This window comes from Ferdinandcohnia sp. FSL W7-1320, assembly GCF_038050315.1.
Lineage (GTDB): Bacteria > Bacillota > Bacilli > Bacillales > Bacillaceae_L > Ferdinandcohnia > Ferdinandcohnia aciditolerans.
In genome coordinates this window covers 5,360,465-5,384,543 of sequence record NZ_JBBPAM010000001.1, presented here as the reverse complement: position 1 = coordinate 5,384,543, position 24,079 = coordinate 5,360,465, and the positions used below count along the sequence as shown (strand labels likewise).

Below are 24,079 nucleotides of genomic sequence, written 5' to 3'. Positions count from 1 at the left end.
AATCGAAAGATGAGTGATTACAAAAGTAGCTATAGTTAAGGTTTATTACAGGGAGGGTCACATGAGAAATAAGGATAGTATGAACTTAACAAATGAGAAGTATGCAGTGGAGGCTAAAGGGTTAATTAAAACTTTTGGCGATCATCGAGCAGTTGACGGGGTGGATTTGGTAGTGCCGACTGGTTCCATTTACGGTGTATTGGGACCAAATGGCGCGGGCAAGACGACAACGATTCGTATGCTGGCAACATTACTTAGAGCTGATTCGGGATCAGCAAAGATTTTTGGATATGATGTAGTGAAGGATTCACAAATAGTCCGTCAGTTAATTGGCGTTACGGGCCAGTATGCTTCAGTGGATGAGTCACTAAGTGCAACAGAGAACCTCATCATTTTTTCCCGATTACTGGGGCTTAGTCGTCTGGAGGCAAAACGTAAAGCAACTGAGTTACTTGAGGAATTTGGATTAATGGATGCTGCCAAACGTCCATTGAAAAATTTCTCAGGGGGAATGCGTAGACGACTGGATTTAGCCGCAAGTTTAATTGCACAACCACCACTCATTTTCCTAGACGAACCGACTACAGGACTAGACCCGCGAACACGTAATCAAATGTGGGATACAATTCGCCGGTTAGTAAAATCTGGGTCAACCGTGTTGTTAACGACTCAGTATCTACAAGAAGCAGATGAACTAGCAGATCGAATTGCTGTCATCGATCATGGAAGTGTAGTTGCAGAAGGTACTGTCAATGAACTAAAAGAATCGATTGGAACTTCCTCTTTGCATTTAAGTATTCAACATACTCAGGATATCCCAAATGCTCGAATAATTGTGGAACAAGTTTTACACGTACAATCAGCAGTATCACCAGAAGGAGGTATGATTACTGCACCTATGGCAGCTGCGGATAGAGTTACGGATCTGTTAGTCGCTCTTCGGGAAGCAGACATCAAATTGGCTGAGCTAAGTGTGCAGAAACCATCTTTAGATGAGGTCTTTTTGAACATTACAGCTGAAGGCAATAAAAACAGCCAAGCTAATCTAAATCAGAAAAAGAAGGGGGATATTCTATGAAGAAACAATCAACTATGTCCATTTCCAATATTCAGCTACGGAATAAAGCTAGCTTCAAACAGGCAGTGCGAAATTCATTCACTATGGCTTATCGTGGGTTACTGAAAGTCCGTCGAACACCGGAACAACTATTTGATGTTACATTCCAGCCGATTATTTTTACGCTAATGTTTACCTATATTTTTGGTGGGGCGATTGCCGGCAATGTGCAAAATTATTTGCCTATTATTATCCCAGGGATTCTTGTTCAGACGGTAATCACGACTTCAATCGTCACAGGTACGCAATTACGAGAGGATATGGATAAAGGGGTATTTGACCGCTTTAAGTCATTACCGATTGCCAGGATTGCACCGTTAGCAGGAGCTTTGCTTGCGGATACAATCCGTTATACAATTGCAACAGTACTTACATTTTCAATGGGATTTATCTTAGGCTATCGTCCTGAGGGAGGACTAGGTGCTGTTATTATTGCTGGACTACTTGTCATTGCGTGTTCATGGGCAATTAGTTGGATCTTCGCCTTTTTTGGAGTGATTGCTCGTTCTGCTTCGAGTGTACAAGGGATTTCGATGTTAGTCCTCTTTCCATTAACCTTTCTTTCGAATGCATTTGTTCCAGCGGATACAATGCCGAACTGGTTACAATGGTTCGTGAATATTAATCCAATTTCCCATCTCGTCACGGCCGTCAGAGATTTGACGAATTCTGGAACCCTGGGCTGGGATCTCGCTATTTCACTTACTGGGGCTGCTATAATTGTAGCAGTTTTTGCACCAATTACAGTTCGAGCCTACATGCGTCGTGCGTAGTAAATAATGCTCGAAATATTGTAGTATAAAAAGACACTGATGGAATCGTAGTGGCATTGGAGGTTCCTTTCAATTTTATAAAAGGATTGATTCTATGGCAAAAATATTAGTGGTAGATGATGATTCACATATTAGAGAATTAATTTGTGTCATTCTTTCGAAAGAAGGGTTCTCCATTGAAGAAGCAACCGATGGTAAGGATGCACTTTCATTACTGGAAGCAGAAAGAATTGATTTGATTATTCTCGATATTATGATGCCAAATATGGACGGATGGTCATTTTGCAAGGAGATTCGAAGGTATTACTCGGATACTCTTCCTATACTAATGTTAACGGCAAAAGGGGAAACGGCACAAAAAGTAAAAGGCTTTAATCTCGGTGCTGATGATTATTTGGTCAAACCTTTTGATGTAGCTGAGCTAGTGGCACGAGTAAAAGTTCTACTTAAACGGTATCAAGTGACCTTGGCCAATCAAATTACGATTGGAAATGTGGTCATTGATCGTTCATCCTATTCCGTTTTGGTAGGGGCGGAGCGGATTACCTTGCCATTGAAAGAATTTGAACTATTGTTTAAGCTCGCCACCCATCAGCAAAAAACGTTTTCAAGAGAACAATTAATCGAGGATATTTGGGGCTTTGATTATCAGGGAGATGAACGAACGGTTGATGTTCATATTAAACGGCTACGCCAACGGTTTTCACAAGAAGATTGCCCATTCAAAATCACAACAATTCGTGGTTTAGGATATCGTCTGGAGGTAGTAGGTTGAAGAGACTTAACTATGTAAAGCGAATCGGTGGAATTCTTGCGGTTGTGGGAAGTCTTTTATTGGCGTGGTCCTGTGCGTACTGGCTGACGACAAAATTATTTAAGAAAATCCAATATGTTCCTAATGAATATCTTAGCCTGCTCATTAACTCGTTCGTGGGCTTTACCTTGTTTTTTTGCCTAATGTTGTTACTAACAAGAAATCCATGGGTTAGATCTAAACAAAATCAATACTTACATCCGATCTTACAAGCCATGAAGATGATTTCAGAAGGAAACTTTAATGTGGATCTTTCATTTTATTCAAACCAGTTTCGCGAACAGGATAAGCATCATCCCTATTATCAAATTGTGGAAAACATTAAATTAATGGCAACGAAACTGGGAGAAGTGGAGGAAATGCGACAAGAGTTTATCTCGAATGTTTCCCATGAAATTCAATCTCCCCTTACTTCTATCATTGGCTTTGCCCATGCATTAAAGAATGAAGACTTGGAACCGGAGGAACGCAGACATTACCTAGAGATTATTGAGACGGAGTGCATTCGACTTTCCAAATTAAGCGAAAATCTTCTGAAACTCACCTCTTTAGAGTCCGAGCATCTATCACTTGATCGAAAAAGTTATCGGCTTGATTATCAACTTCGCCGGAATATACTGGCGAACGAACCTCAGTGGACAGAGAAAAAAATTAACATGGATATTTCACTTGATCACCTGACAATTACAGCGGATGAAGAGCTCATGGACCAAGTATGGATTAATTTACTTCATAATAGTATAAAATTTACGCCACAAGGAGGTACCATATCAGTCGTTGCATGTAAATCAGGAGAAGACAGCATCATCGTTAAAATCCGGGATACAGGAATAGGCATGGAAAAAGATTCACTCATGCATATTTTTGAACGTTTTTATAAGGCAGATCAATCTAGAAATCGGATAGCCGGAGGAAATGGGCTCGGTCTTTCCATCGTCAAAAAAATAATTGATTTGCATGAAGGTGATATTAGAGTACAGAGCGAGTTCGGGGTAGGAACAGAGTTTACTGTTACCTTGATTGGAGATTCTTGGGAGAAGTATAAAGTTAATTAAAGGGACTTGAATTTGTCAAATCAGTCCCTTTGAATGTGCTATTATTAAGCATGATTTGATTACTGTGTCCGACCTTCTTTTAATGTATTGACTGCTTTCTCAATCCGACGCTGGCGAGTCTCAGCTGTCTTAGCACCCTCAATCGAAAGAACAAATCTCCGTTTGTTGCTGTAGGATAAACCGTCGAAAAAGTGTTTTGCTTCAGTCTCTTGCTCAAGTGCTTCTGAGAAATCTGCAGGCACAACAAGTTCCCGAGGCTTAGTGTCTAGTTCAATGTCAACATCAACTTCGTCACCTGCTCCGACACCAGCACCTTTCCGATGCTCTGCACTGAGTGGAATCATGAATTGTCCCCCCATTGAACCAATCGTACTATTGTAGCTGTATTCTCCGATTGTAACGATTACTGCCGGTTTCTTGCTAGACCCGAGGCTTGCTACAACATCCTCCGGAACTGGAATACCTGTTGCGGTTTTTCTGCTTAGTTGGATAGTTGCTCGAAATCTCATAAAAAATTCCTCCCTTTAATTATCAATTTTTATTGTTACCCATTAATCTATTAGAAACTCTTTAACACCGGAGAAAGAACTTCCGGTTTTACAATGTATGAGCGGTCGAAGATTGTAGCTATAAATTCCTCAATCGTTTCAAGGGTATGTTATCCTTCTTTTCCAACTTGTTTCCAAAATTTAATAAGAAATAGTAAAAAGTACTATGGTAATATATGTACTGTACTATTACGAAAGAATTTAGAGTGCAAAAGTGGTCATTAGACCATAATAGTTGGAAATTAAGGAGTTTAGGGAATGAAGTATAGATGGAGAATATTATCAATTTCTATTTTGATTATTACCACAACAATTTTTAAAATAAATGTTTATTTATCACTAGGGTATTTGCCACCCATTGAATGGATTTTGACATTCATTTCTATATTCCCTGTGTGGTGGGTTGGTTTACAAGTTGATAAAGCGAAATATTATGCTAAGGAATTGGAGAGAAAGGATAAAGAAATCGTCGAACTTTTTGATAGTGTTGATGCTGTGATTTATTCAATTAATCTTCGAACGAACCACACGATGGTATCAAAGAAAATTAGTGAGTTATATGGATATGAAGCTCATGAATTTAGAAAAAACCCGAATTTATGGAAAGAACATATTTATAACGAAGACATGGACATTGTAAAAGAAATAGAGCGAAAAGTCTACAACGGGGAAAGTGGATTAGGTGAATATCGAATTCATCTCCCAAATGGTGAATTAAAGTGGATTCAAAAGCGTGTTACGCCCATATTGGACTCGCATGGAACACTTGTAAAGTTGAATGGAATTGATATTGATATTGATAAGCGTAAAAAAGTAGAAGAATTACTTAAATTTAGCCAAGAACAAAATCATAAACTATTAGAAAAACGTTTGGAAGAAACCGAACAACGGTTTAAGTCATTATTTGTTCATAATTCCGATGCCATTTTTACATTTAATTTAGAGGGGAAATTAATTGAGGCTAACGAAGCTGCAGAGGAACTATTAGGTTACTCTATTGAGAGTCTCAAAGAAAAGGAGTGGGAAGCTGTCTTTGTTCCAAAATACATAGATTTGCACAGGAAATATTTTCAATATGTAAATGAAGGAACACAACAGGAATGTACGGTATCGATGATTCATGAGGATGGCAGTGAAAGAGTCGTTAATTTAAGAATGATTCCAATTATTATCGATAATCAGCTAATTGGTATTTATGAAATTGCAAAAGATATGACAGAAGCCATATTAACTGAGGAAATGATAAGAAGGTCTGATAAATTATCAGTTGTCGGTCAACTAGCTGCAGGAGTAGCTCATGAAATTAGAAATCCATTAACAACACTTAAAGGGTTTGTTCAATTATATAAGTCGAACATTGATAAACAGTATGTAGATGTTATGTTAACCGAGTTAGATCGGATTAACCTTATAGTCAGTGAATTTCTTATTCTTTCAAAACCACAAGCAACAAAGTATGAGTATATAGATATTAAACAGCTATTACAGAGTAGTATTTCATTACTGATGCCACAGGCATTATTAAAAAATATACAATTCCAACTTGAATTTGATAAAGAAATACCATGCATACAGTGTGAACAAAATCAATTAAAGCAAGTATTTATTAATATTGTAAAAAATGCGATTGAAGCAATGCCTCAAGGCGGAAGCATTCATGTAATCGTACAGGTTGAAAATAATGAGATGGTCAATATCCAAATTATAGATGAAGGAATAGGGATAGAAGAGGAGAAAATTCCTAATTTAGGAGAACCCTTCTTCTCGACAAAAGAAAATGGCACAGGATTAGGATTAATGGTAAGCTTTCGAATTATTGAAAATCATGGTGGAACGATGAATATATCTAGTCAGATAAACAAGGGTACCACCATTAATATTAACTTACCTATTACTCCTTCTCTTCAACAAGTATAAGGTATTAATCTTGAACCGTACTCGCCAGCTTTTAGTGAGAAAAATGAAGCTATGAAACAATGGGTGTTGTTGCGAAGTAGAAGTGGTGTAATTCATCTCTCGGACAAAAAATAGATTATGAGGCGGCTGATAACTTGAAAGCAAGAGCTAAATATCAAACTTGGATACGAATTCGTAAGCTACTGATATTCTTGGTTATTTCAGTCATCCTCCTTATAGTTACATTATTACCTATTAATTTATATCTTCGAGTTCTGTCAGGGTTCTTATCGTTGCCTTTTATTTATATAGCATTTTTACTTTCTTATTCTGTTTATCAATTTGCAACATTTGGGGGTAATTATCAGTCAAAAATTCATGATCTAATCGTTGCCAAAGTGATTTGGGATGGAGAAGGAAAAATACTTGATATTGGTACGGGAAACGGCTCATTGATTATTAAATTGGCAAAGACCTTTCCTAATTCTGTTTTAACTGGAATTGATTATTGGGGTGAGAATTGGGAATATTCGAAAGCCCAATGCCAACAAAATGCTGAAATAGAAGGAGTCAATGAGAGGATTCATTTTTTGAAAGCAAGTGCTTCAGAACTCCCTTTTAATGATGATGAATTTGATATAGTTGTAAGTTGTTTAACATTTCATGAAGTAAAAGATAGAAGAGATAAAACTGAAGTTATTAAAGAGGCATTAAGAGTATTAAAACCAGGTGGCGTATTTGTTTTCTTAGATTTATTTATGGATGAAAATATATTTGGTGATGAAAAAGAGCTCATAAATAACATAAAGAAACATGGCATATCCGAATTGAATAGTTCCAAACTTGCTGAAGAAATTAAATTGCCTAAGCTCTTATTGGGTAAAAAGGTTTTAGGAAATGCAATGATTTTCGATGGACGGAAGTAACTGTAAATAAATTTACTTGTAAATTTATAAATACCAAAACATGGTGCTGTTTACTGAGGTCTGTGGCATGGCCTTAATAGTGTTTTAAGTATAATAGGAGCGGTAAATTTGTACCAAAAAAACACATTGAACTGGGGATTCAATGTGTTTTTCAGTAGTTTCTGAAATTATTTACTCAGGCTTGACGACGATAAATTCGTCAATAGTTTCTGGGGTATGTTTACCTTCTTTTCCTTGGAAAAGGTCAATATTAACGGTTACATCCATGCATCCAAGATATTTGCCATTTTCATCACGTACTGCCATGAATTTTTGATAGATTTGACCAGTTTCTTCACCTGAACGTTTAGGGAACCAAAATTCCCATTCATCGCGCGTTCCGGATCTGAAATCATTCAATAATTTCTCAACGTGGTGAGCGACTTTCGGATGAAGCTCAAGCACATGGCGGCCAATCGCCTCTTTACGACGACGATGCACCCGGTCAGGGTTATTTGAATACCAGCGGAAAATATCGTCCGCATCGCAAAAACCCATTTCAAATGGTAAAAGATTAATAATTGAATCCAAAGTGCTTGCTTTAATCGCACCAGTTTCAAAATTAATGACAGCTTCAGGACTTATTAATTCAGACAATTTTTCAGCAGACATAGAAAAACCTCCTATAAATAATCTCTGTTGATGAGAAGAATAAAATAATCTAAGAATTAGTGAGGAAAAAATCGGACACTTCTGAGTGCTTATTATCTAACCTCAATATTAATATAGCATTATTATAGATAGCGTAATGTGATTCATCTCACAGAAGATGCTTTTGATTATTCCTTGATATAGAGGGATTGAAAGCTCTTATTAGAAAGAGGCGGAAAAGTGGGATAGTGTCTGAAGTCATGCTAACTTCGGACAAGGAAGAGGCGGAAAGGTGGGGGTGTGTGAAGCTGTGCTAACTTCGGACAAGGAGTCGCAGAAAGGGTGCGATTGTGTCCGAAGTCGTGCTAACTTCGGACAAGGAAGAGGCAGAAAAGCGGGATAGTGTCCGAAGTCGTGTCAACTTCGGACAAGGAAGAGTCGGAAAAGCAGGAAAGTGTCTGAAGTCGTGCTAACTTCGGACAGGGAAGAAGCGGAAAAGCAGGATAGTGTCTGAAGTCGTGTCAACTTCGGACAAAGAAGAGTCGGAAAAGCGGGATAGTGTCTGAAGTCATGCTAACTTCGGACAAGGAGTCGCAGAAAGGGTGCGATTGTGTCCGAAGTCGTGCTAACTTCGGACAAGGAAGAGGCAGAAAAGCGGGATAGTGTCCGAAGTCGTGTCAACTTCGGACAAGGAAGAGTCGGAAAAGCAGGAAAGTGTCTGAAGTCGTGCAAACTTCGGACAGGGAAGAAGCGGAAAAGCAGGAAAGTGTCTGAAGTCGTTCTAACTTTGGACAAGGAAGAGTCGGAAGGGTGGGAAAGTGTCTGAAGTCGTGCTAACTTCGGACAAGGAAGAAGCGGAAAAGCAGGAAAGTGTCTGAAGTCGTTCTAACTTCGGACAAGGAAGAGTCGGAAAAGCAGGAAAGTGTCTGAAGTCGTGCTAACTTCAGACAAGGAAGAGTCGGAAAAGCAGGAAAGTGTCTGAAGTCGTGTCAACTTCGGACAAGGAGTCGCAGAAAAGGCAGGAAAGTGTATGAAGTCGTTCTAACTTCGGACAGGGAAGAAGCGGAAAAGCAGGAAAGTGTCTGAAGTCGTTCTAACTTCGGACAAGGAAGAGTCGGAAAAGCGGGGGTATGTCCGAAGCCGTGCTAACTTCGGACAAAGTAGAGACGGAAAAGCGGGGGTATGTCCGAAGCCGTGCTAACTTCGGACAAAGTAGAGACGGAAAAGCGGGGGTATGTCCGAAGCCGTTCTAACTTCGGACAAAGAGTCGCAGAAAAGGTGCGGTTGTGTCCGAAGTCGTGCTAACTTCAGACAAGGAGTCGCAGAAAAGGTGCGGTTGTGTCCGAAGCCGAGTCAACTTCAGACAAGGAGTCACTGGAAAAGCAGGAAAGTGTCCGAAGCCGTTCTAACTTCGGACAAAGAGTCGCAGAAAAGGTGCGGTTGTGTCCGAAGTCGTGCTAACTTCGGACAGGAAGTCGTCGAAAAAGCAAGGTTGTGTCCAAAGAAATAGGGTCTTTATAAGAACAAAAATTATATATAATAGGAATCACTTGTCTTTCCAACTGCTTTAAAGTTTTTATTTAATACCCTGCAAAATGTCCTCTTGGTTAAATCAACATTGCACCATTCAAAAATATTCGAAGTCGTAATCTTCCGTTCAGGAAATAGCAACTGAAATTCCTTAACATTCCGTAGAATGGCATCTTCTATGGTTTCATGGCCTTCACACTTATCACAAATAAATGTATGGTTTCGTAATGTAACTTGAAAGGAACTACAGTATTTACAATAAACTTTCTTTTTTAGATGTTCATATTGGTAGTTTGGTACCTTTGAATATGGATTTTTAGTTTGATGTAATGAAATTAATTGTTTAGCCAATTTTTCATGCCCCTCATTCAACTTAGATGGTGTATTATTTATATTTCTAAAAAAACGGTCAACCTGATTGGGAAGAATAATAGGGTAGTCTATTTGCGTGTTGTATAAAGTGAACTCGGGGTTAATAAAAATAACAAAGGCTTCAACGAGGTAATTGAGCTTAAGGTCCCGGAGTAGTTGACGGAATTGTGAAGTACATTTGTTTAATTGTTCGATTGGATTCTTATATTCGCGACCGGTCTTAATTGCGTAAAATCTATCCTTTTCTATGCAGAAGTCACCTTCAAAATTTTTCACATCTAAGAGTCGAATTCCTTCCTGTGAAATAAATGTTGAATCAATTTGAAAATAGGAATTGTTGATTTTTAGCATCAAGTCATTGATAATATATCTTTCTTCTTGAAGACTTTCTGCCTTCTGATCAAATTTGGTCTCACCTTCATAACCCTTTTCTAGGTTGAAAAAATGAAATTTTTCTTCTTGTGTTAACTCCATCCGCGTGTTTAAAGATCGCATTTTCAGTAACTCTTCAGATTCTGCTCTTTCCTTAAGTATCATAAGCCACAGCCTTTCAAAATCCATAAGTCTTTTTTTATAAAAAAGTAAACATACGAATTTTATTTTATATATATAAAAGTGGATTCTAGCCTGCATTTAATTTTAGAGAATCAGAACCTGTCAACTCATAACTGGAGCGACAGGCACAAATCTTACTTCTTGAAAAAATTCACTCCATCGTTGGTTTTCAGACCTTCATGTTTTATCGAGACAGGATATTCAAGTCTTTCTCCTTTAGACGGATAAATCCCATGAGTGTGATACCAGTGCCACGTTTGATCTCCGTTTTTATTGCAAATAATTCCGCTCATTTTAATGCCAGGTGAAATGATCTCATAGGGGAGACCTTTGACGTAATAGGTACAATTCGTTTTTGTTTCTGTCAAAACAACTCTTTCTCCAATAATGCTTGTTACTTTAAACGAACTATCAACTTGATTAGTAAATTGGTTAAATTTCTGCTTTAGTCGGTCTATATCTTGATCAAGATTCCAGTCATCATGATGAATTCGAGGGAAGTCTATTAAAAAAATCCGGTTTATTATTCGTTCACAGATTTTTAATTCAGGAAAAGCTTCTGATGAGTATTGCTCGACTGCTGGATACCATGACGTGCCATTACGCTTGTCTAGCCAACGGACGAATTTTTTTAATTGGTAAAGGAAATCTTCTACGTCTTGTTCGTTAGGTGAAAGTTTGATGTGGTCAGGATAAAAGGAATAAATGAGGACTTCCCAAAAGGAGGACGAACATTGTTTCCAAGAGGGTGGACAATCATCATCTAAATAGTTGGTCATGAAATTTGAAATGACACGAAGAAACTCATTGCGTTTTTTATCAGAGGGTTTTTCTTTCTTGTAGGAAATAAAGTCTTTTCCATAATATTCAAAGAGACCACGATACCTCATCTCAAATTCAGAACTAAAAGCTAAATCTCTCAACAATTGCTGACGTTCTGCAGGGTTTGCAAATTCGTATGTTCTAACACTTACTTGCGGGCCATTTTTGTTCCGAAAATATTTGGATTTAAATCGGTTAGACATAAAAAGAATCAACTCACTTTCAAAATTTTAGTTTATTAAGTTTTTAAAATGAAGAAACAATGATATAGGTCATGCCCCATTACTCTTTCATTGTAATGAGTAAGAATTTCTTTCGCAATAATTATTTACAAAAAATTACATTTAACTATATGCATGGTGAATATAGTATGGACAGAGGTATTTAATGAGAATCAAGGTATCGAGTTAAGAAATAGTGGGGAGGAGGTTGGTGTGGAACTTTACCATAAACAGAAAAGAGGCTGGGACAAAACCCTCCTCTGAAATGAAAAAGCCTGTGGAATTTTACCATGAGTAAAATTTCACAGGCTTTGATTATTTTTAAATAAAAAATAAGGACATTCTTTGTTAAAATTAAGTTACCACACCAAATCCAAACAGAAAGAAGTGTCCTTATGTTTAAAGATTATAACATGAATCAATTAATTTTGCCTTTAAATTTAGAAGTAAAATTACAAGAGAATGATATTGCCTTCCATGTACATAACTTAGTTGAAAGTATTCCAGCTGAAGCACTTGAACCATTTCTTCGAAATGAAGGTTGCCCTGCTTATCATCCACGCATGATGTTAAAAATTATCTTATGTGCGTATTCGCAGTCTGTCTTTTCTGGACGTAAAATCGAGGCGCTTTTAAAAGATAGTATCCGTATGATGTGGCTTTCCCAAGGTTATGAACCGAGTTATCGCACCATTAATCGTTTCCGTGTTCACCCCGAAGCAATAGAACTGATTCGACAATGTTTCGTGCAATTCCGTTGCCATCTAGTACAGGAGAAATTAATCAATCAAGAAGCCATTTTCATTGATGGTACAAAAATAGAGGCGAATGCGAACAAATTTACATTCGTGTGGAAAAAGGCGATTGAGAAATACCACAAGAACTTAATTGAAAAATCAAATCAACTGTACAACGAATTACTTGAAAAAGAAATCCTACCTGAAATTGAACGAGACAATGATGAACAATTAACACTTAAAGAACTCGACCAAATGGTTGAAAAAGTAAATGAAGTCATTACGGAATATGACCAAAAAATTGAAACATCATCGAGCGTAGAAGAAAGAAAAGCACTAAGAAGTGAACGAAAATATCCGAAGCAAGTGCATAAGCAGCTGACTGATTATATTATACGGATTCAGAAATATCAACGAGATTTTGAAATCTTTGGCACACGTAATAGTTATTCAAAAACAGACCATGATGCAACTTTCATGCGAATGAAAGAGGATTATATGAAAAATGGTCAATTGAAAGCTGGTTATAATGTACAAATCGCAACAGAAGGTCAATACGCGCTTGCCTATAGTTTATTTTCAAATCCAACAGATACACGTACTTTAATTCCATTTCTAGATCAAATCGAGAAATATTATTTCGAATTACCGAAACATATTGTGGCAGATGCAGGTTACGGAAGTGAACAAAATTATGATGATATCCTTTCTAAGCGTAAACGAGAAGCTCTAATTACCTATAATATGTATCTGAAAGAACAAAAGAAAAAACATAAACAAAATGAGTTTAACCCAGACAACTGGCAGTACGATGAAGAAACGGATACATACACTTGTCCAAATCACAGACATCTTCCATTTAAATATCAATCTGAACGTACGGATAGAACAGGCTTTAAACGGGGATTTAAAGTATATGAATGCGAAGACTGTTCTGACTGCCCATTCCGTTCATCCTGTACAAAAGCTAAAGAAGGTAATAATCGAAAGTTAATGGTGAACGAGAAGTGGGAACATCAAAAAGAATATGTGAGAGCGAAGCTTTCAGAAGAAAAAACAGGTGCCATCTATCGTCAACGTAAGATTGATGTAGAACCAGTTTTTGGATTCTTGAAGGCTAATTTGCATTTCACTCGATTTTCTGTACGTGGAAAATCGAAGGTTGAGAATGAAATGGGCCTTGCATTAATGGCCGTGAATTTAAGAAAATTCACGGCCAACAGATAAGATTGTGTGAAAATTAATAGCAAAAAATAGATAAAGGAGAACTTGAGTTCACTCAAATTCTCCTTTATCACTATTCGAAGCTAGTTATGTCCCAGCCTCTTTATCTGTTTAAGTCTTGTATTCCAGGGCTATGTTCATTAGGCATCTCAGGTAGAACAGGTACTGGGTAGCCATCTGGTGGTGGAACTACTGAGAGAGTACCGTCATTTCTACTTGGGGACTCACCTTGGAAAATTTGTCCGATTAATGTTTCATCTAATCTAAAGTTAAATTGTGCATTATGGAAGCCCATTTCTACATACTTTCTACATTCTGGATATTTGTTAATATCATAATTTGGTACTGGGAAAATTTTTGCCCAATCTACACCTAGAGTTTCTAGAGCCTTAGCAAATGCATTTTGATGAGCATTATCACGTACAATTAAGAAAGCTAATGTTTCTCTAAAAGTTTTATTCGAACTCATTTCATATATTCTTGTCTTTTGGAGTACACCTGTTGATTCCAAAACGACATTATCGAGTAAATCACTAATCAAGTTTCCATGGCTATAAACATAGTTTCCATTCCAGGGATTACCTGCAGCATCAACAGGAAGCGAGCTTTGTGCCCCCATTATAAAGTGATGCGGATTTGCATGTTTGATTGCCTCCTCTAAAGGGGCCCCTGTACTACCACCGGATCCAACGGCTTCTTCTCCAGAGCCATTTAATAATTGATTAATCGTCGTTTGAACAAGTTCCACATGGCTTATTTCCTCTAGGAAAACACCTCTAATTAGGTCGCGGTACTGTTTTTGGTTTCCCCGGAAATTTGAACTTTGGAAAAAGAACTGCATCATTGTTCTCATTTCTCCAAACCTACCACCAAGTGTTTCTTGAAGTACTTTGGCTGCAGCGGGATCAGGTTTGTCTGGAACAATAATATTAATCAAATCTTCTCTATAAAAGTACATGATTTACCTCCTAACATATTCCTTGTTATTACGAAGTTAATGTTTGTTTAATTTATAGATAATATTCTAATTTACGAAATATGAAAGGAGGAGGTAATCATGAAAGATTAATAATAGACTTTATCTGTTGATTAAAAAAACAGAAAAACAATTCAATAGGGCTACATTCACCTGGTTTGCCCCCCAAAAGGCAATTCCTAAAGAAGCACGGACCATTGCAGTAAGTGACCTATTAGATGCAATGGCTTAGACTGCTCATATCGCAAAGCTTTAACGGCACAAATTGGCATAAATGAATGAAAAAGATTAGCATGGAACCCACTAGGATAAAAAAGTGTATTTAAGGATGTATTAAAAGAAGAAAAGCGAATATAAAAGGGGATCTTTGTTTTTGTTTCAAAAAAAAGCAGAGAAGAGTATTTATAAACTCTCTCTGCCAATTACATTATTCAGAAACCTTCTTAGCCCACTTTAATGTAGGATAACGGTTTACATAGTATGCAATATCTTCAAATTTTTCTGATACAAGGTAGTTATTTGTATAGAAATACACCGGCATAAACGGCATGTCTGTCATAAGAATTTCTTCAGCGTCGTGAAGAAGGTCAAAACGTTTCTTACTATCTTGTTCAACCTTGGCTTGTGCCATTACGCTATCGAACTCTTCATTTACCCATCCAGTACGGTTATTCGGGCTATCCCCTAAATAGTAGTCTAGGTTAACAACTGGATCTACGAATATTCCAATCCAACCCATACGCGCCATTTGATAGTTATGTTGCTTAGTTGTGTCTAAGTAAGTACCCCACTCTTGGTTACCAAGCTTAATATCTACCCCAAGGTTCTTTTTCAACATTTCTTGAACTGCCTCAGCAGTCTTTTTGTGATTCTCATCTGTGTTATAGAGCAACGTTACTTCCGGTAGTTCTGTCCAGCCTTCTTCAGCCATACCTTCAGCTAAAAGCTTTTTAGCTTCTTCATAGTTTTCTTCAAAATAGTCCCCACCAGTTTCACGGAATTCACCGTCTGGCGTTTCTGCTCCAGTTGGTACCATTGCGTATGCTGGAGTTTCTCCTGCTTTTGTAATATTCTTTGTTAACGCATCTCGGTCAATTCCCATTGCAAATGCTCTACGTACTTTTGCATTATTAAAAGGTTCTTTCTCGACGTTAAACATATACATGTAAGTTCCATAGTAAGGGACTTCCTTATACTCTGGATTATTTCTTTCAGCATCAATTGAATCAGTAGGTAATGTCATAACTAAATCAAGTTCTTTAGTTTTGAACATTTGGTAGAATGTTGTTGCTTCTCCAACCATTTTGAATGTGACTTTTTCTAGATTTACAACGTCTTGTGCATAATACTCTTTGTTTTTCTCAATAACTACTTGGCTATCATGTTGCCATTCAGTCATTTTAAATGGACCATTACTAATATAGCCTTCAGCTTCAGCTGCCCAGTTTTTGTTCGATTCAACAAGGTCCTTTTTAACAGGATAGAATGTCCATAATGTTAACAAACTATCAAAATAACCAAGAGGGCTTGTTAGTTCAACTTCGAATGTACGGTCATCAACTGCTTTTATACCAACGTCTTCGACTGTTCCATTCCCTTTGTTATACTCTTCTGCACCTTTTATGTAATACAAGTAAAATGCAAAAGAACTTCCTGTTTCAGGATTCAGCACACGCTCCCACGCATATTCAAAGTCTTGCGCAGTTACTTGTGAGCCATCAGACCATTTTGCATCCTCACGTAGAGTGAAAGTGTATGTTTTCCCATCATCAGAAACCTTTACATCTTCAGCAACACCTAGGACTGGATTTCCATCCTTATCACGGGTATATAAGCCTTCAAAAATATGATCTAATACCCATCCAGAAGGAACATCAGTTGCCATTGCTGGGTCAATCGCAGGTGGCTCAGTTTTGATATTAACTACCATTTCCTGTTTTACATCTGCGGAACTTTTTCCATCTGATTCATTTCCAGTAGAATTACTACTGCATGCGGCAAGAATGGACGAAGCTACCATTACTATCGATAATAACATTAGCCATTTTTTCTTCATGATTTTCTCCCCTTTGTTTCAATTTTTATTCAATCATATCGTCGTATTACTAGATAGAAGTAGTAGACTCAATGAATAATAACCATTTACCTAAAATAGATACTAAAATCCATCAATTTTACCGAAAATCGGTTTTCTGCTTTGGAAATTACCTAGTTTCAATATTTAGAAAACTTTTTCATACCTAAAATAGGAATTGATAATAGTCATTATATAAAAATAATTTTCAGAAATCAATAATAATTTTTAAAAAGGAGAATAAAAAATATATTAATGCGAACAAAAATTAACCAATGGTAAAAAAATAAAAATGCTACAAAAGAAAAGCAGAGAAATGTTCGATTTACATTTCTCTTTAGGAAATTTACCTTGTTAAATATTGATTCATGAAGCTAACAATCATTGAATTCATTTTAATATGGTTTTCAATCTTTTCTGTTTGATGCCCTTCATCCTCGAAAATGATCAGTTCGGCTTGTTTACCTTGAGAGCGTAAATCAGAGTAAAGTTGCTCCGCCTCACTTACCGGTACCCTGGTATCATTACGACCATGGAAGATTAGTAACGGAACAGATATATTCTTAGTATGATTTAATGGAGCTATTTCTTCAAAGAAATCCATGTCCTTGTCCAGGGTTCCGTATTCACACTCACGCAATTTTCGACGCCATGATCCAGTATTTTCAAGAAAGGTTTTAAAATGAGAAATCCCAACAATGTCCACGCCTGCTGCCCAAATATCAGGATAGTGTGTTAAAGCCGCAAGAACCATAAAGCCCCCATAGCTTCTTCCCATAATTCCGATTCTATTTTTATCAACAGACCTGTTTGTAATCAGATCCTTAACAAGCCAAGCGAGATCAGCAACAGCATCCATACGCTTTCGTCCGTCATCCAATTGTACATATTTTCTTCCATATCCCATACTACCACGGACATTTGGTGCTACTACGGCAAATCCTTGTCCTGCTAAAAATTGGATAACAGGATTAAACTCGGCTTTAATTTGATATTCCGGACCACCATGGACATATATGACAAGGGGCTGCGACTGTTCCTTTTTCCCATAGATAAAATATGGAACCTCTAACCCATCAAAGGAGGAAAATGTACATAGTTCAGGCTCTAGCCATAGGTTTTCGACGCTTTCTGAACGTCCTACAAATGTAAGTCTTTCTACTTTACTTTTGTCAATGGAGGCTCTCCAAATATCCCCAGGAAGGGTTGGACTATTTAAGCTGAAAATCAGGTTTTCGTCATCTAGCCAGGAAAGAGAGTCCAAAATGCCGTTTGGAATGCCTGTTATTTGTTCATGTATACCTGTAATCAAATCAAATATCGTAAGTGAATAAATCCCGCCTTCGTTGACCGTATACACTAGCTTTTCTTCATTGGGTGACAATGCTATCTCTTCAACATCCCATTTATCAACTGAGAATAACTTTTTCGGTGCAGTAGGCTTATCCCACCAGAATTGGTAAATATCTAAAGTGTCATTGAAAGCATCAGATAATACGAAGCCGCTTTTACCATCCTTTGTTAGTATGAGAGATTGGTATCTTGCATGAGTTCCTTCAAATCCAATTCTATTTCTTTCCCCAGTATGTATATCTAGAACATATAAAGAAGTATCTATGTTCGTATCTTGTATGCTGATAACTAACTGTTCTTCATTTTTAAGCCATACTAGAGGTGTACAGTTTCCATCATACTCAAATACAACAGATTCCTGTTTTGTTTCGACATCCATAATGAATACGTCAAATGATCCTGGATGCCTTCTATTGCTTGAATAGGCAATTTTACTACCATCAGGAGACCAACCTCCAAAGTAATGGAAATGGGAAGGAGAGACCACTAGTTCTTCAACAATCTTACCCTCCTCTTTTAGGAGATAAAACTGTTGTTTTTCATTCCCTTTTGAATCCATTCCAACGACTGTTTTATCACCAGACGGTGAATGATAGACGGATAAAATACGATCTTCTAAATCCGTGTATTGTTCAATCGTTGAAGTATCTTTGCTCCACTTCCATACTTGAGGTATGCCGGTTTTCTTAGTTAAAAATGTAACTGTATTTTGATTTGGAATAACAGTAGGTTTATAAGCAGAAACTGCGTTTAAATAACTATGTAATTTTGATTCAAGTGTGATTTCCACTTCTAATTCCCCCAATCTTTATTTTTGAATGGACTAGTATACAAAAAAGACTATTTGTTTTAGTTGTAAAATACAAATAGCCCAATAACAGAAAGAGATATAGTCAAAATTGAAAACTGTAATGTTACCTTATAAACCATCATAGAAAGGTTATGCTTAAACTGAATGATGTCTTCATTACTTTCTAATTCTTCATCCACTTGTTGTAATGACCTAGACTTTGGCATCATGGTCATATTTAACTTCTTAAAACCAGACATAAAAAGGTGTAAAAATCCGCTATGAATTATCTTAACGGATGTAGCTATCAAACCTGAAATCAGTCCGATCAGGAATGTTACATTTATCCATTCAAGTAAAGATAAATGCAGAAATGCAATTGTCCCGATCCAGAAAAGGATAATAAACATCGGAAAAATAACTTTTTTCATCTTCTTAAGCCCCTTATTTAACAGGGCAGAGGAGTCAAACAAATGGCTCACCCTGCCTGTTTATAATACTTCAGAAACCCTTTTAGCCCATTTTAACAGAATAAATGGTAAATCATTCATTTATACTTTTTTAGCATCGTGGCTAGATCTTGTTCTACTTTTGCTTGCATCAAGAGACTATCAAAATCTTCAATTCCCCATCCTGTTTGGTTATTCGGGCTATCACCCAAATAGTAGTCAAGCATTACAACTGGATTAACAAAGATACCAATCCAGCCCATGCGAGCCATTTGATCATTTTTTTTAGGTTGGGTTGTATCTAAATAAGTTCCCCACTCCTGGTTGGATAATTGATTAGTTAATACAAGTGACAAGCTGTCCAATGATCTTTTTGAATCTCTTTCCACTCTGGCGCTTTTTGAGAGCAAATGTCCATTGCATGTGGGCATCTTGTTCTAAAACGACACCCACTTGGCGGGTTTACCGGACTTGGTGGATCACCTTGAAGAACAATACGCTCTCTTTTATCCGCTCGTGGATTTGGGTTAGGAATAGCTGATAACAGTGCCTGTGTGTAAGGATGTAATGGATTTTTAAAAAGTTCGTCACTTTCACTCATTTCCATCATTTTACCTAAGTACATTACGCCGATTCGATCACTTATATGTTTTACCATGCCTAGGTCATGGGCGATAAACAAATACGTTAATTCTTCCTCTTTCTTTAAATCATCTAGCAAATTAATAACCTGTGCTTGGATGGACACATCTAAGGCAGAAATAGGTTCATCGGCAACGATAAACTTCGGTTTAACGGCAAGTGCTCTAGCAATGCCTATACGTTGTCGCTGACCACCACTAAATTCATGTGGGTAGCGTTTTGCGTGTTCTGGTCTTAGTCCTACTCTTTCAAGTAATTCATAGATGCGATTTTGACGTTCTTGTCCTTTAGCCAGCTTATAAGCATCCATACCTTCTGCGATGATGTCCCCAACTTGCATCCTAGGGTTAAGAGATGCATGTGGGTCTTGGAAAATTATTTGCAGTTCACGGTTAATTACTTTTTTGGTAGACTTGTCTAATTTTTCTACATCTTTGCCATTGTAGATGATATTTCCAGATGTCGGTGCCTGTAACCCAACGATTGTTTTTCCTAAGGTGGACTTTCCACTACCACTTTCGCCTACAAGGCCAAATGTTTCCCCTTTTTTGATGGAGATAGATATATCGTCTACCGATTTCACAGTCTGATTTTTATTGATATGAAAATACTTTGAAAGCTGTTGAACTTCAAGAATATGTTCCGACATTATTCCTCACTCCCTGCTGCAACTAAATCTTCTACCTTTGGAGCCCTAGGGTCGTTCAACCAGCATTTTGCTGTATGTCCCTGATCTATTTCAAAATCTGGTGGAATTTCCTCTAAGCAAATGTCCATTGCAAATTTACAACGGGGAGCAAATGGACATCCTTTTGGAGGAGAAAAAAGATCTGGTGGTGATCCCTCAATTGGAACCAATGGTTTTTTCTCTCCATCCTCAACTTTTGGTATGGATTCAAGTAAACCCCATGTATAAGGGTGTTTTGGATTTTCAAATAGGTCAAAGACAGTTCCGCTTTCGACCATCATCCCTGCATACATTACAATTACACGTTGTGCAGTTTCAGCAACTACACCAAGGTCGTGTGTTATTAGAATAATAGAAGTGTCTAATTTGCTTTGTAAATCCTTCATTAGTTCAAGGACTTGTGCCTGAATCGTTACATCAAGTGCCGTTGTAGGTTCGTCTGCAATTAACAACTCCGGATTACACGATAAGGCAATTGCAATCATCGCTCTTTGCCTCATACCTCCACTGAATTCATGTGGAAATTGATTATATCGCTCTTCGGGGTTTGGAATACCAACGAGTTTAATCATTTCAATCGCTCGTTTTTTTGCATCATCTTTAGACAATCCTTGGTGAAGGATAAGCACTTCTTCGATTTGCTTCCCAATGCGCATGGTAGGATTTAAGGATGTCATCGGATCTTGGAAAACCATACTAATTTTTGAACCTTTAATTTTTCGCATTTCTTTTTTGGACATCTTTAGAATATCTTTATCGTGAAAGTGAATGGTACCGCCTCTAATAATACCCGGAGGAGTTGGAATCAATCCCATAATAGATTGAACCGTAACACTTTTACCACTACCACTTTCACCGACTATTGCAAGTATTTCACCTTTATTTACATGGAAGGATACGTCACGTACAGCTTTGACTTCTCCTCCATACGTTTTAAAATTAACTTCTAAATTCTTAACTTCTAATAAATGGGCCAATCAAAAAACCTCCTAATCTCGAGATCTTGGATCAAGAGCATCTTGTAATCCATCACCAAATGCATTAAATGCAAACATTGTTAATGAGATTAACACTGCAGGGAAAAATAAACGCCACCACTGTCCACTTAAAATAACCCCTAATGCATCATTTGCCATGGTACCCCAGCTTGCGAATGGAGCTTGTACTCCCAGTCCTAGGAAACTTAAAAATGCTTCAGCAAAGATTGCACTTGGAATGGAAAATGTTAAATTGACGATGATAATCCCCATCATATTTGGTACTAAATGTCGGGAAATTATTTTTGCATGTGAAGTACCAAGTTTTTGTGCTGCCAATACGTATTCTTGTGATTTTAATTGCAGAACTTGTCCACGTATAATTCTGGCCATCCCGACCCACCCCGTTACACATAGTGCAATTATTATGGTGGTTACCCCAGGTTCCATTATCACCATCAATAGAATAACGACTAACAGGTATGGGATTCCATAAAGAATTTCTACTATTCTCATTAGTCCACTATCAATTCGATCTCCTAGCTTTCCGCGACCTGCCATATAACCAGAGATTCCCCCGATTACAACCCCTAAGAATAAATCAATTACGGCTGCAACAAGACCAATGGTTAGGGATATTCGAGCACCCATCCATGTTCTAACCCACATGTCACGACCTAAATCATCTGTTCCAAACCAATGTTCACCAGAAGGAGCCAGGTTTGTTTTCGTTAAGTCTTGATCGGAAGCCGAGTATGGTGCCATCATCGGTCCAAAAATAGCGAAAAACATGATTACAACTAATAGAGCAAGACCAAATATAGCAAGCTTATTTTTAAGAATACTTAATACTGTTTCTTTCCAAACACTCAGACTTGGTCGTTGTATTGGATCAGCCTTTAGTTTTTTTGGATCTGCCGGACGAAATAGGGAATGATCTACGCTTTTTTCTATCATGTTAATCCCCCTTACTTGATAACTTAATTCTAGGATCAATGAGACGATATGAAATATCAATCACAAAAAGAGTCACAACAAGAATCGTACTAAAGAATACTGTTGTACCCATGATTACCGGATAATCACGATTAAAAATACTATCTACGAAGTAACGGCCAATTCCCGGTATTGCAAATATTTTTTCAATTACGAATGTACCTGTGATTAATGAAACAAATAAAGGACCAATAAAAGATACAACAGGTAATATTGCATTTCGTATTCCATGTTTTAAAACTAAATTCGTTGTTGATAACCCCTTAGCGTTTGCCGTTTTTATATAGTTTTGGTTCATGACTTCAAGCATACTAGACCTCATAAATCTAGCGATAACAGCTAAAGGTGTTGTTGCTAATGCTAATGAAGGAAGTATGGTATGCTGCCATGTACCCCAAGAAGCAACAGGGAGAAGTCCCCATTCAACTGCAAAATATTTAATTAAAAATGGTGCTAATATGAAACTAGGTACTGATATACCGATTATGGCAATAATCATCGATGTATAATCCAAGAATCGATTATGGTTTAAGGCAGCAACAATCCCTAACATTAGTCCAATTACAAGTGCAATAATAATGGACTGAAGACCGAGAATTGCAGATGCGGAGAATCCGTCCGAAATAATCTGGTTTACTGTACGAGTTTCCGATTGAATGGAAGGACCTAAATCTAGCATTACGAGATTCTTCAAATAGAGAGCATATTGAACTGGTAATGGTTCATCTAAATTAAACTTTGCTCGCATATTTTCTAACACTTCTGGTGGTAGTGCATTAGAGTCAGACGCAAATGGATCACCAGGGATAAATTTCATTATTATGAAAGTTAGAGAAGCTATTATCCAAATCGTAAGTAACATGGTAAAGAATCGTTTAACTATATACATGTAACAAAACACCTCCAGAATATGAAAAGCTTATGCACATTCCTCTGCCTCACAACCTATGAATTTCTTACAAGATTGTAGAGGGAGGGACAGGCGCAGGAGCTTAACACAAAAAAATGGGTTTAAGTTTTTACTTTTTTATAGATTGAAAAGTTATGAATTTACACTACCTAGCACACCGTTTGTAGCTGTCATTGCAATAATGACACAACCCCACATATGTTTGTATGCTGTCACCATGTCATCACAAGTGAAGCGAATCTTTGTTGGACTAATAAGTTCAACAGTAGGAAGAGTTGTTGTCATTTTAGCTTGTTGTGGGCCTTTAAAATCAATTTCAAATGTAATGGGGCCATTCACTTTAGTAGGTGTAAACTCTCCAATACGTTCAACAGCTTTTTCTGCTTTCTCACGAATGATAGTTTGCGCTACTTCAGGATGTAGAAGTTCTGCAGAAAAACGATCAACAGCCCTTTTGGTTACTGCCCCTTCTACGTTAGGCAAGGTTTCTTTCACTTCTTTTACATACGCGTCGTCTCCACTAATGAAAATAGCCGGGACACCAAAAGAACCTGCAACCATTGTATTCATTTCTGTTTCCCCAACAACCTTGCCATTAATTTTCATTTCCTTAACACAAATACCAGCCAATGTATGACTAATTACTGTTACATCAGACCCAGCTTCACGTCCGTGATGACCAACAAACATAATACCGCTAAATGTTTCATTAAGACCTTCAAGTTGGCACATCACTCTATTGCTACCTGATACTAGTCGAGCTCTAGAATCTAATTCTTCTATAATAATATTGGACATATTACCGTGCCCATCAGCTACGACTACCTCTGTAGCACCACCATTAAATGCCCCTTCGATTGCAGCATTTACATCAGCTGTCATTAGTTTACGAAAGCGTTGATACTCACTCGGGGTTTTTAATTGTTGATTGGTAGCAACACCAGAAATACCCTCCATATCAGCAGAAATAAATATTTTCATCAAACTCTCTCCCTTTTTCATTA

General features: G+C 37.4%; 20 protein-coding genes and 1 pseudogene. 7 read left to right on the top strand and 14 right to left on the bottom strand.

From position 1 onward, the window contains the following. Nucleotides 1–61 precede the first annotated feature (61 nt). From NST91_RS25665 to NST91_RS25650, 4 genes are all read left to right on the top strand, one after another. Nucleotides 62–1,078: an ATP-binding cassette domain-containing protein gene (locus tag NST91_RS25665; RefSeq protein WP_341333422.1), complete on the top strand. Its 1,017-nt coding sequence runs from the start codon at nt 62–64 to the stop codon at nt 1,076–1,078. Continuing rightward, nucleotides 1,075–1,890 carry an ABC transporter permease gene (locus NST91_RS25660; protein WP_341333421.1) on the top strand — a complete coding sequence of 272 codons (816 nt, stop codon included), beginning with the start codon at nt 1,075–1,077 and terminating at the stop codon, nt 1,888–1,890. The genes NST91_RS25665 and NST91_RS25660 overlap by 4 nt, the downstream gene beginning before the upstream one ends. A 94-nt stretch (nt 1,891–1,984) precedes the next feature. Beyond that, on the top strand, nt 1,985–2,665 hold the full coding sequence (locus tag NST91_RS25655; RefSeq protein WP_341333420.1) for a response regulator transcription factor: 681 nt from the start codon (nt 1,985–1,987) through the stop codon (nt 2,663–2,665). After that, complete coding sequence (locus NST91_RS25650) at nt 2,662–3,759, top strand: sensor histidine kinase (RefSeq protein ID WP_341333419.1); 1,098 nt, start codon at nt 2,662–2,664, stop codon at nt 3,757–3,759. Before NST91_RS25655 ends, NST91_RS25650 begins: the two co-directional genes overlap by 4 nt. Nucleotides 3,760–3,818: 59 nt before the next feature. Here the strand turns inward: NST91_RS25650 and NST91_RS25645 are convergent, their stop codons facing one another. Then, nucleotides 3,819–4,268, bottom strand: a complete 450-nt coding sequence (locus NST91_RS25645) for a YdeI/OmpD-associated family protein (protein ID WP_341333418.1) — start codon at nt 4,266–4,268, stop codon at nt 3,819–3,821. A 297-nt stretch (nt 4,269–4,565) separates the two neighbouring features. Here NST91_RS25645 and NST91_RS25640 point away from each other — a divergent pair, with 297 nt between their 5' ends. Then, nucleotides 4,566–6,224, top strand: coding sequence for a PAS domain-containing sensor histidine kinase (locus NST91_RS25640; protein ID WP_341333417.1), 1,659 nt, complete (start codon nt 4,566–4,568; stop codon nt 6,222–6,224). Between the two features lie 134 nt (nt 6,225–6,358). Continuing rightward, nucleotides 6,359–7,129, top strand: coding sequence for a class I SAM-dependent methyltransferase (locus NST91_RS25635; protein WP_341333416.1), 771 nt, complete (start codon nt 6,359–6,361; stop codon nt 7,127–7,129). 171 nt (nt 7,130–7,300) lie between these two features. Here the strand turns inward: NST91_RS25635 and NST91_RS25630 are convergent, their stop codons facing one another. The 3 genes from NST91_RS25630 to NST91_RS25620 form a co-directional block, all read right to left on the bottom strand. Then, the gene (locus NST91_RS25630) at nt 7,301–7,780 is read right to left on the bottom strand and encodes a PAS domain-containing protein (protein WP_341333415.1); all 480 of its coding nucleotides are present in this window, start codon (nt 7,778–7,780) and stop codon (nt 7,301–7,303) included. Nucleotides 7,781–9,289: 1,509 nt separating this feature from the next. After that, entirely contained in the window at nt 9,290–10,198 is a 909-nt protein-coding gene (locus tag NST91_RS25625; protein ID WP_341333414.1) for a nuclease-related domain-containing protein, read from the bottom strand. Between the two features lie 152 nt (nt 10,199–10,350). Beyond that, nucleotides 10,351–11,241 (bottom strand): hypothetical protein, encoded by an 891-nt coding sequence (locus NST91_RS25620; RefSeq protein WP_341333413.1) that lies wholly within the window; start codon nt 11,239–11,241, stop codon nt 10,351–10,353. Nucleotides 11,242–11,654: 413 nt separating this feature from the next. On the opposite strand from NST91_RS25620, the gene NST91_RS25615 reads away from it, so the two are divergent. Beyond that, entirely contained in the window at nt 11,655–13,223 is a 1,569-nt protein-coding gene (locus tag NST91_RS25615) for an IS1182 family transposase (RefSeq protein ID WP_341331490.1), read from the top strand. A gap of 100 nt (nt 13,224–13,323) precedes the next feature. Here NST91_RS25615 and NST91_RS25610 read toward each other — a convergent pair whose 3' ends face one another. From NST91_RS25610 to NST91_RS25565, 10 genes and pseudogenes are all read right to left on the bottom strand, one after another. Then, nucleotides 13,324–14,178 (bottom strand): manganese catalase family protein, encoded by an 855-nt coding sequence (locus tag NST91_RS25610; protein WP_341333412.1) that lies wholly within the window; start codon nt 14,176–14,178, stop codon nt 13,324–13,326. Nucleotides 14,179–14,623: 445 nt separating this feature from the next. Then, a complete protein-coding gene (locus NST91_RS25605; protein WP_341333411.1) occupies nt 14,624–16,252 on the bottom strand; it encodes a peptide ABC transporter substrate-binding protein in 1,629 nt (542 codons plus the stop codon). 364 nt (nt 16,253–16,616) lie between these two features. Then, a complete protein-coding gene (locus tag NST91_RS25600; RefSeq protein ID WP_341333410.1) occupies nt 16,617–18,413 on the bottom strand; it encodes a S9 family peptidase in 1,797 nt (598 codons plus the stop codon). A 59-nt stretch (nt 18,414–18,472) separates the two neighbouring features. Then, on the bottom strand, nt 18,473–18,844 hold the full coding sequence (locus NST91_RS25595; protein ID WP_341333409.1) for a DUF3899 domain-containing protein: 372 nt from the start codon (nt 18,842–18,844) through the stop codon (nt 18,473–18,475). A gap of 146 nt (nt 18,845–18,990) precedes the next feature. Further along, nucleotides 18,991–19,197, bottom strand: a pseudogene (locus NST91_RS25590) (peptide ABC transporter substrate-binding protein); the annotation flags it as partial. Nucleotides 19,198–19,202: 5 nt separating this feature from the next. Next, nucleotides 19,203–20,153 (bottom strand): oligopeptide/dipeptide ABC transporter ATP-binding protein, encoded by a 951-nt coding sequence (locus NST91_RS25585; RefSeq protein ID WP_121448161.1) that lies wholly within the window; start codon nt 20,151–20,153, stop codon nt 19,203–19,205. Next, the gene (locus tag NST91_RS25580) at nt 20,153–21,169 is read right to left on the bottom strand and encodes an ABC transporter ATP-binding protein (RefSeq protein WP_341333407.1); all 1,017 of its coding nucleotides are present in this window, start codon (nt 21,167–21,169) and stop codon (nt 20,153–20,155) included. Before NST91_RS25580 ends, NST91_RS25585 begins: the two co-directional genes overlap by 1 nt. A gap of 12 nt (nt 21,170–21,181) precedes the next feature. Next, on the bottom strand, nt 21,182–22,126 hold the full coding sequence (locus tag NST91_RS25575) for an ABC transporter permease (RefSeq protein ID WP_341333406.1): 945 nt from the start codon (nt 22,124–22,126) through the stop codon (nt 21,182–21,184). A 1-nt stretch (nt 22,127) separates the two neighbouring features. Next, entirely contained in the window at nt 22,128–23,054 is a 927-nt protein-coding gene (locus NST91_RS25570; RefSeq protein WP_341333405.1) for an ABC transporter permease, read from the bottom strand. A 153-nt stretch (nt 23,055–23,207) separates the two neighbouring features. Continuing rightward, nucleotides 23,208–24,056 (bottom strand): M55 family metallopeptidase, encoded by an 849-nt coding sequence (locus NST91_RS25565; RefSeq protein ID WP_341333404.1) that lies wholly within the window; start codon nt 24,054–24,056, stop codon nt 23,208–23,210. Nucleotides 24,057–24,079: the final 23 nt, after the last annotated feature.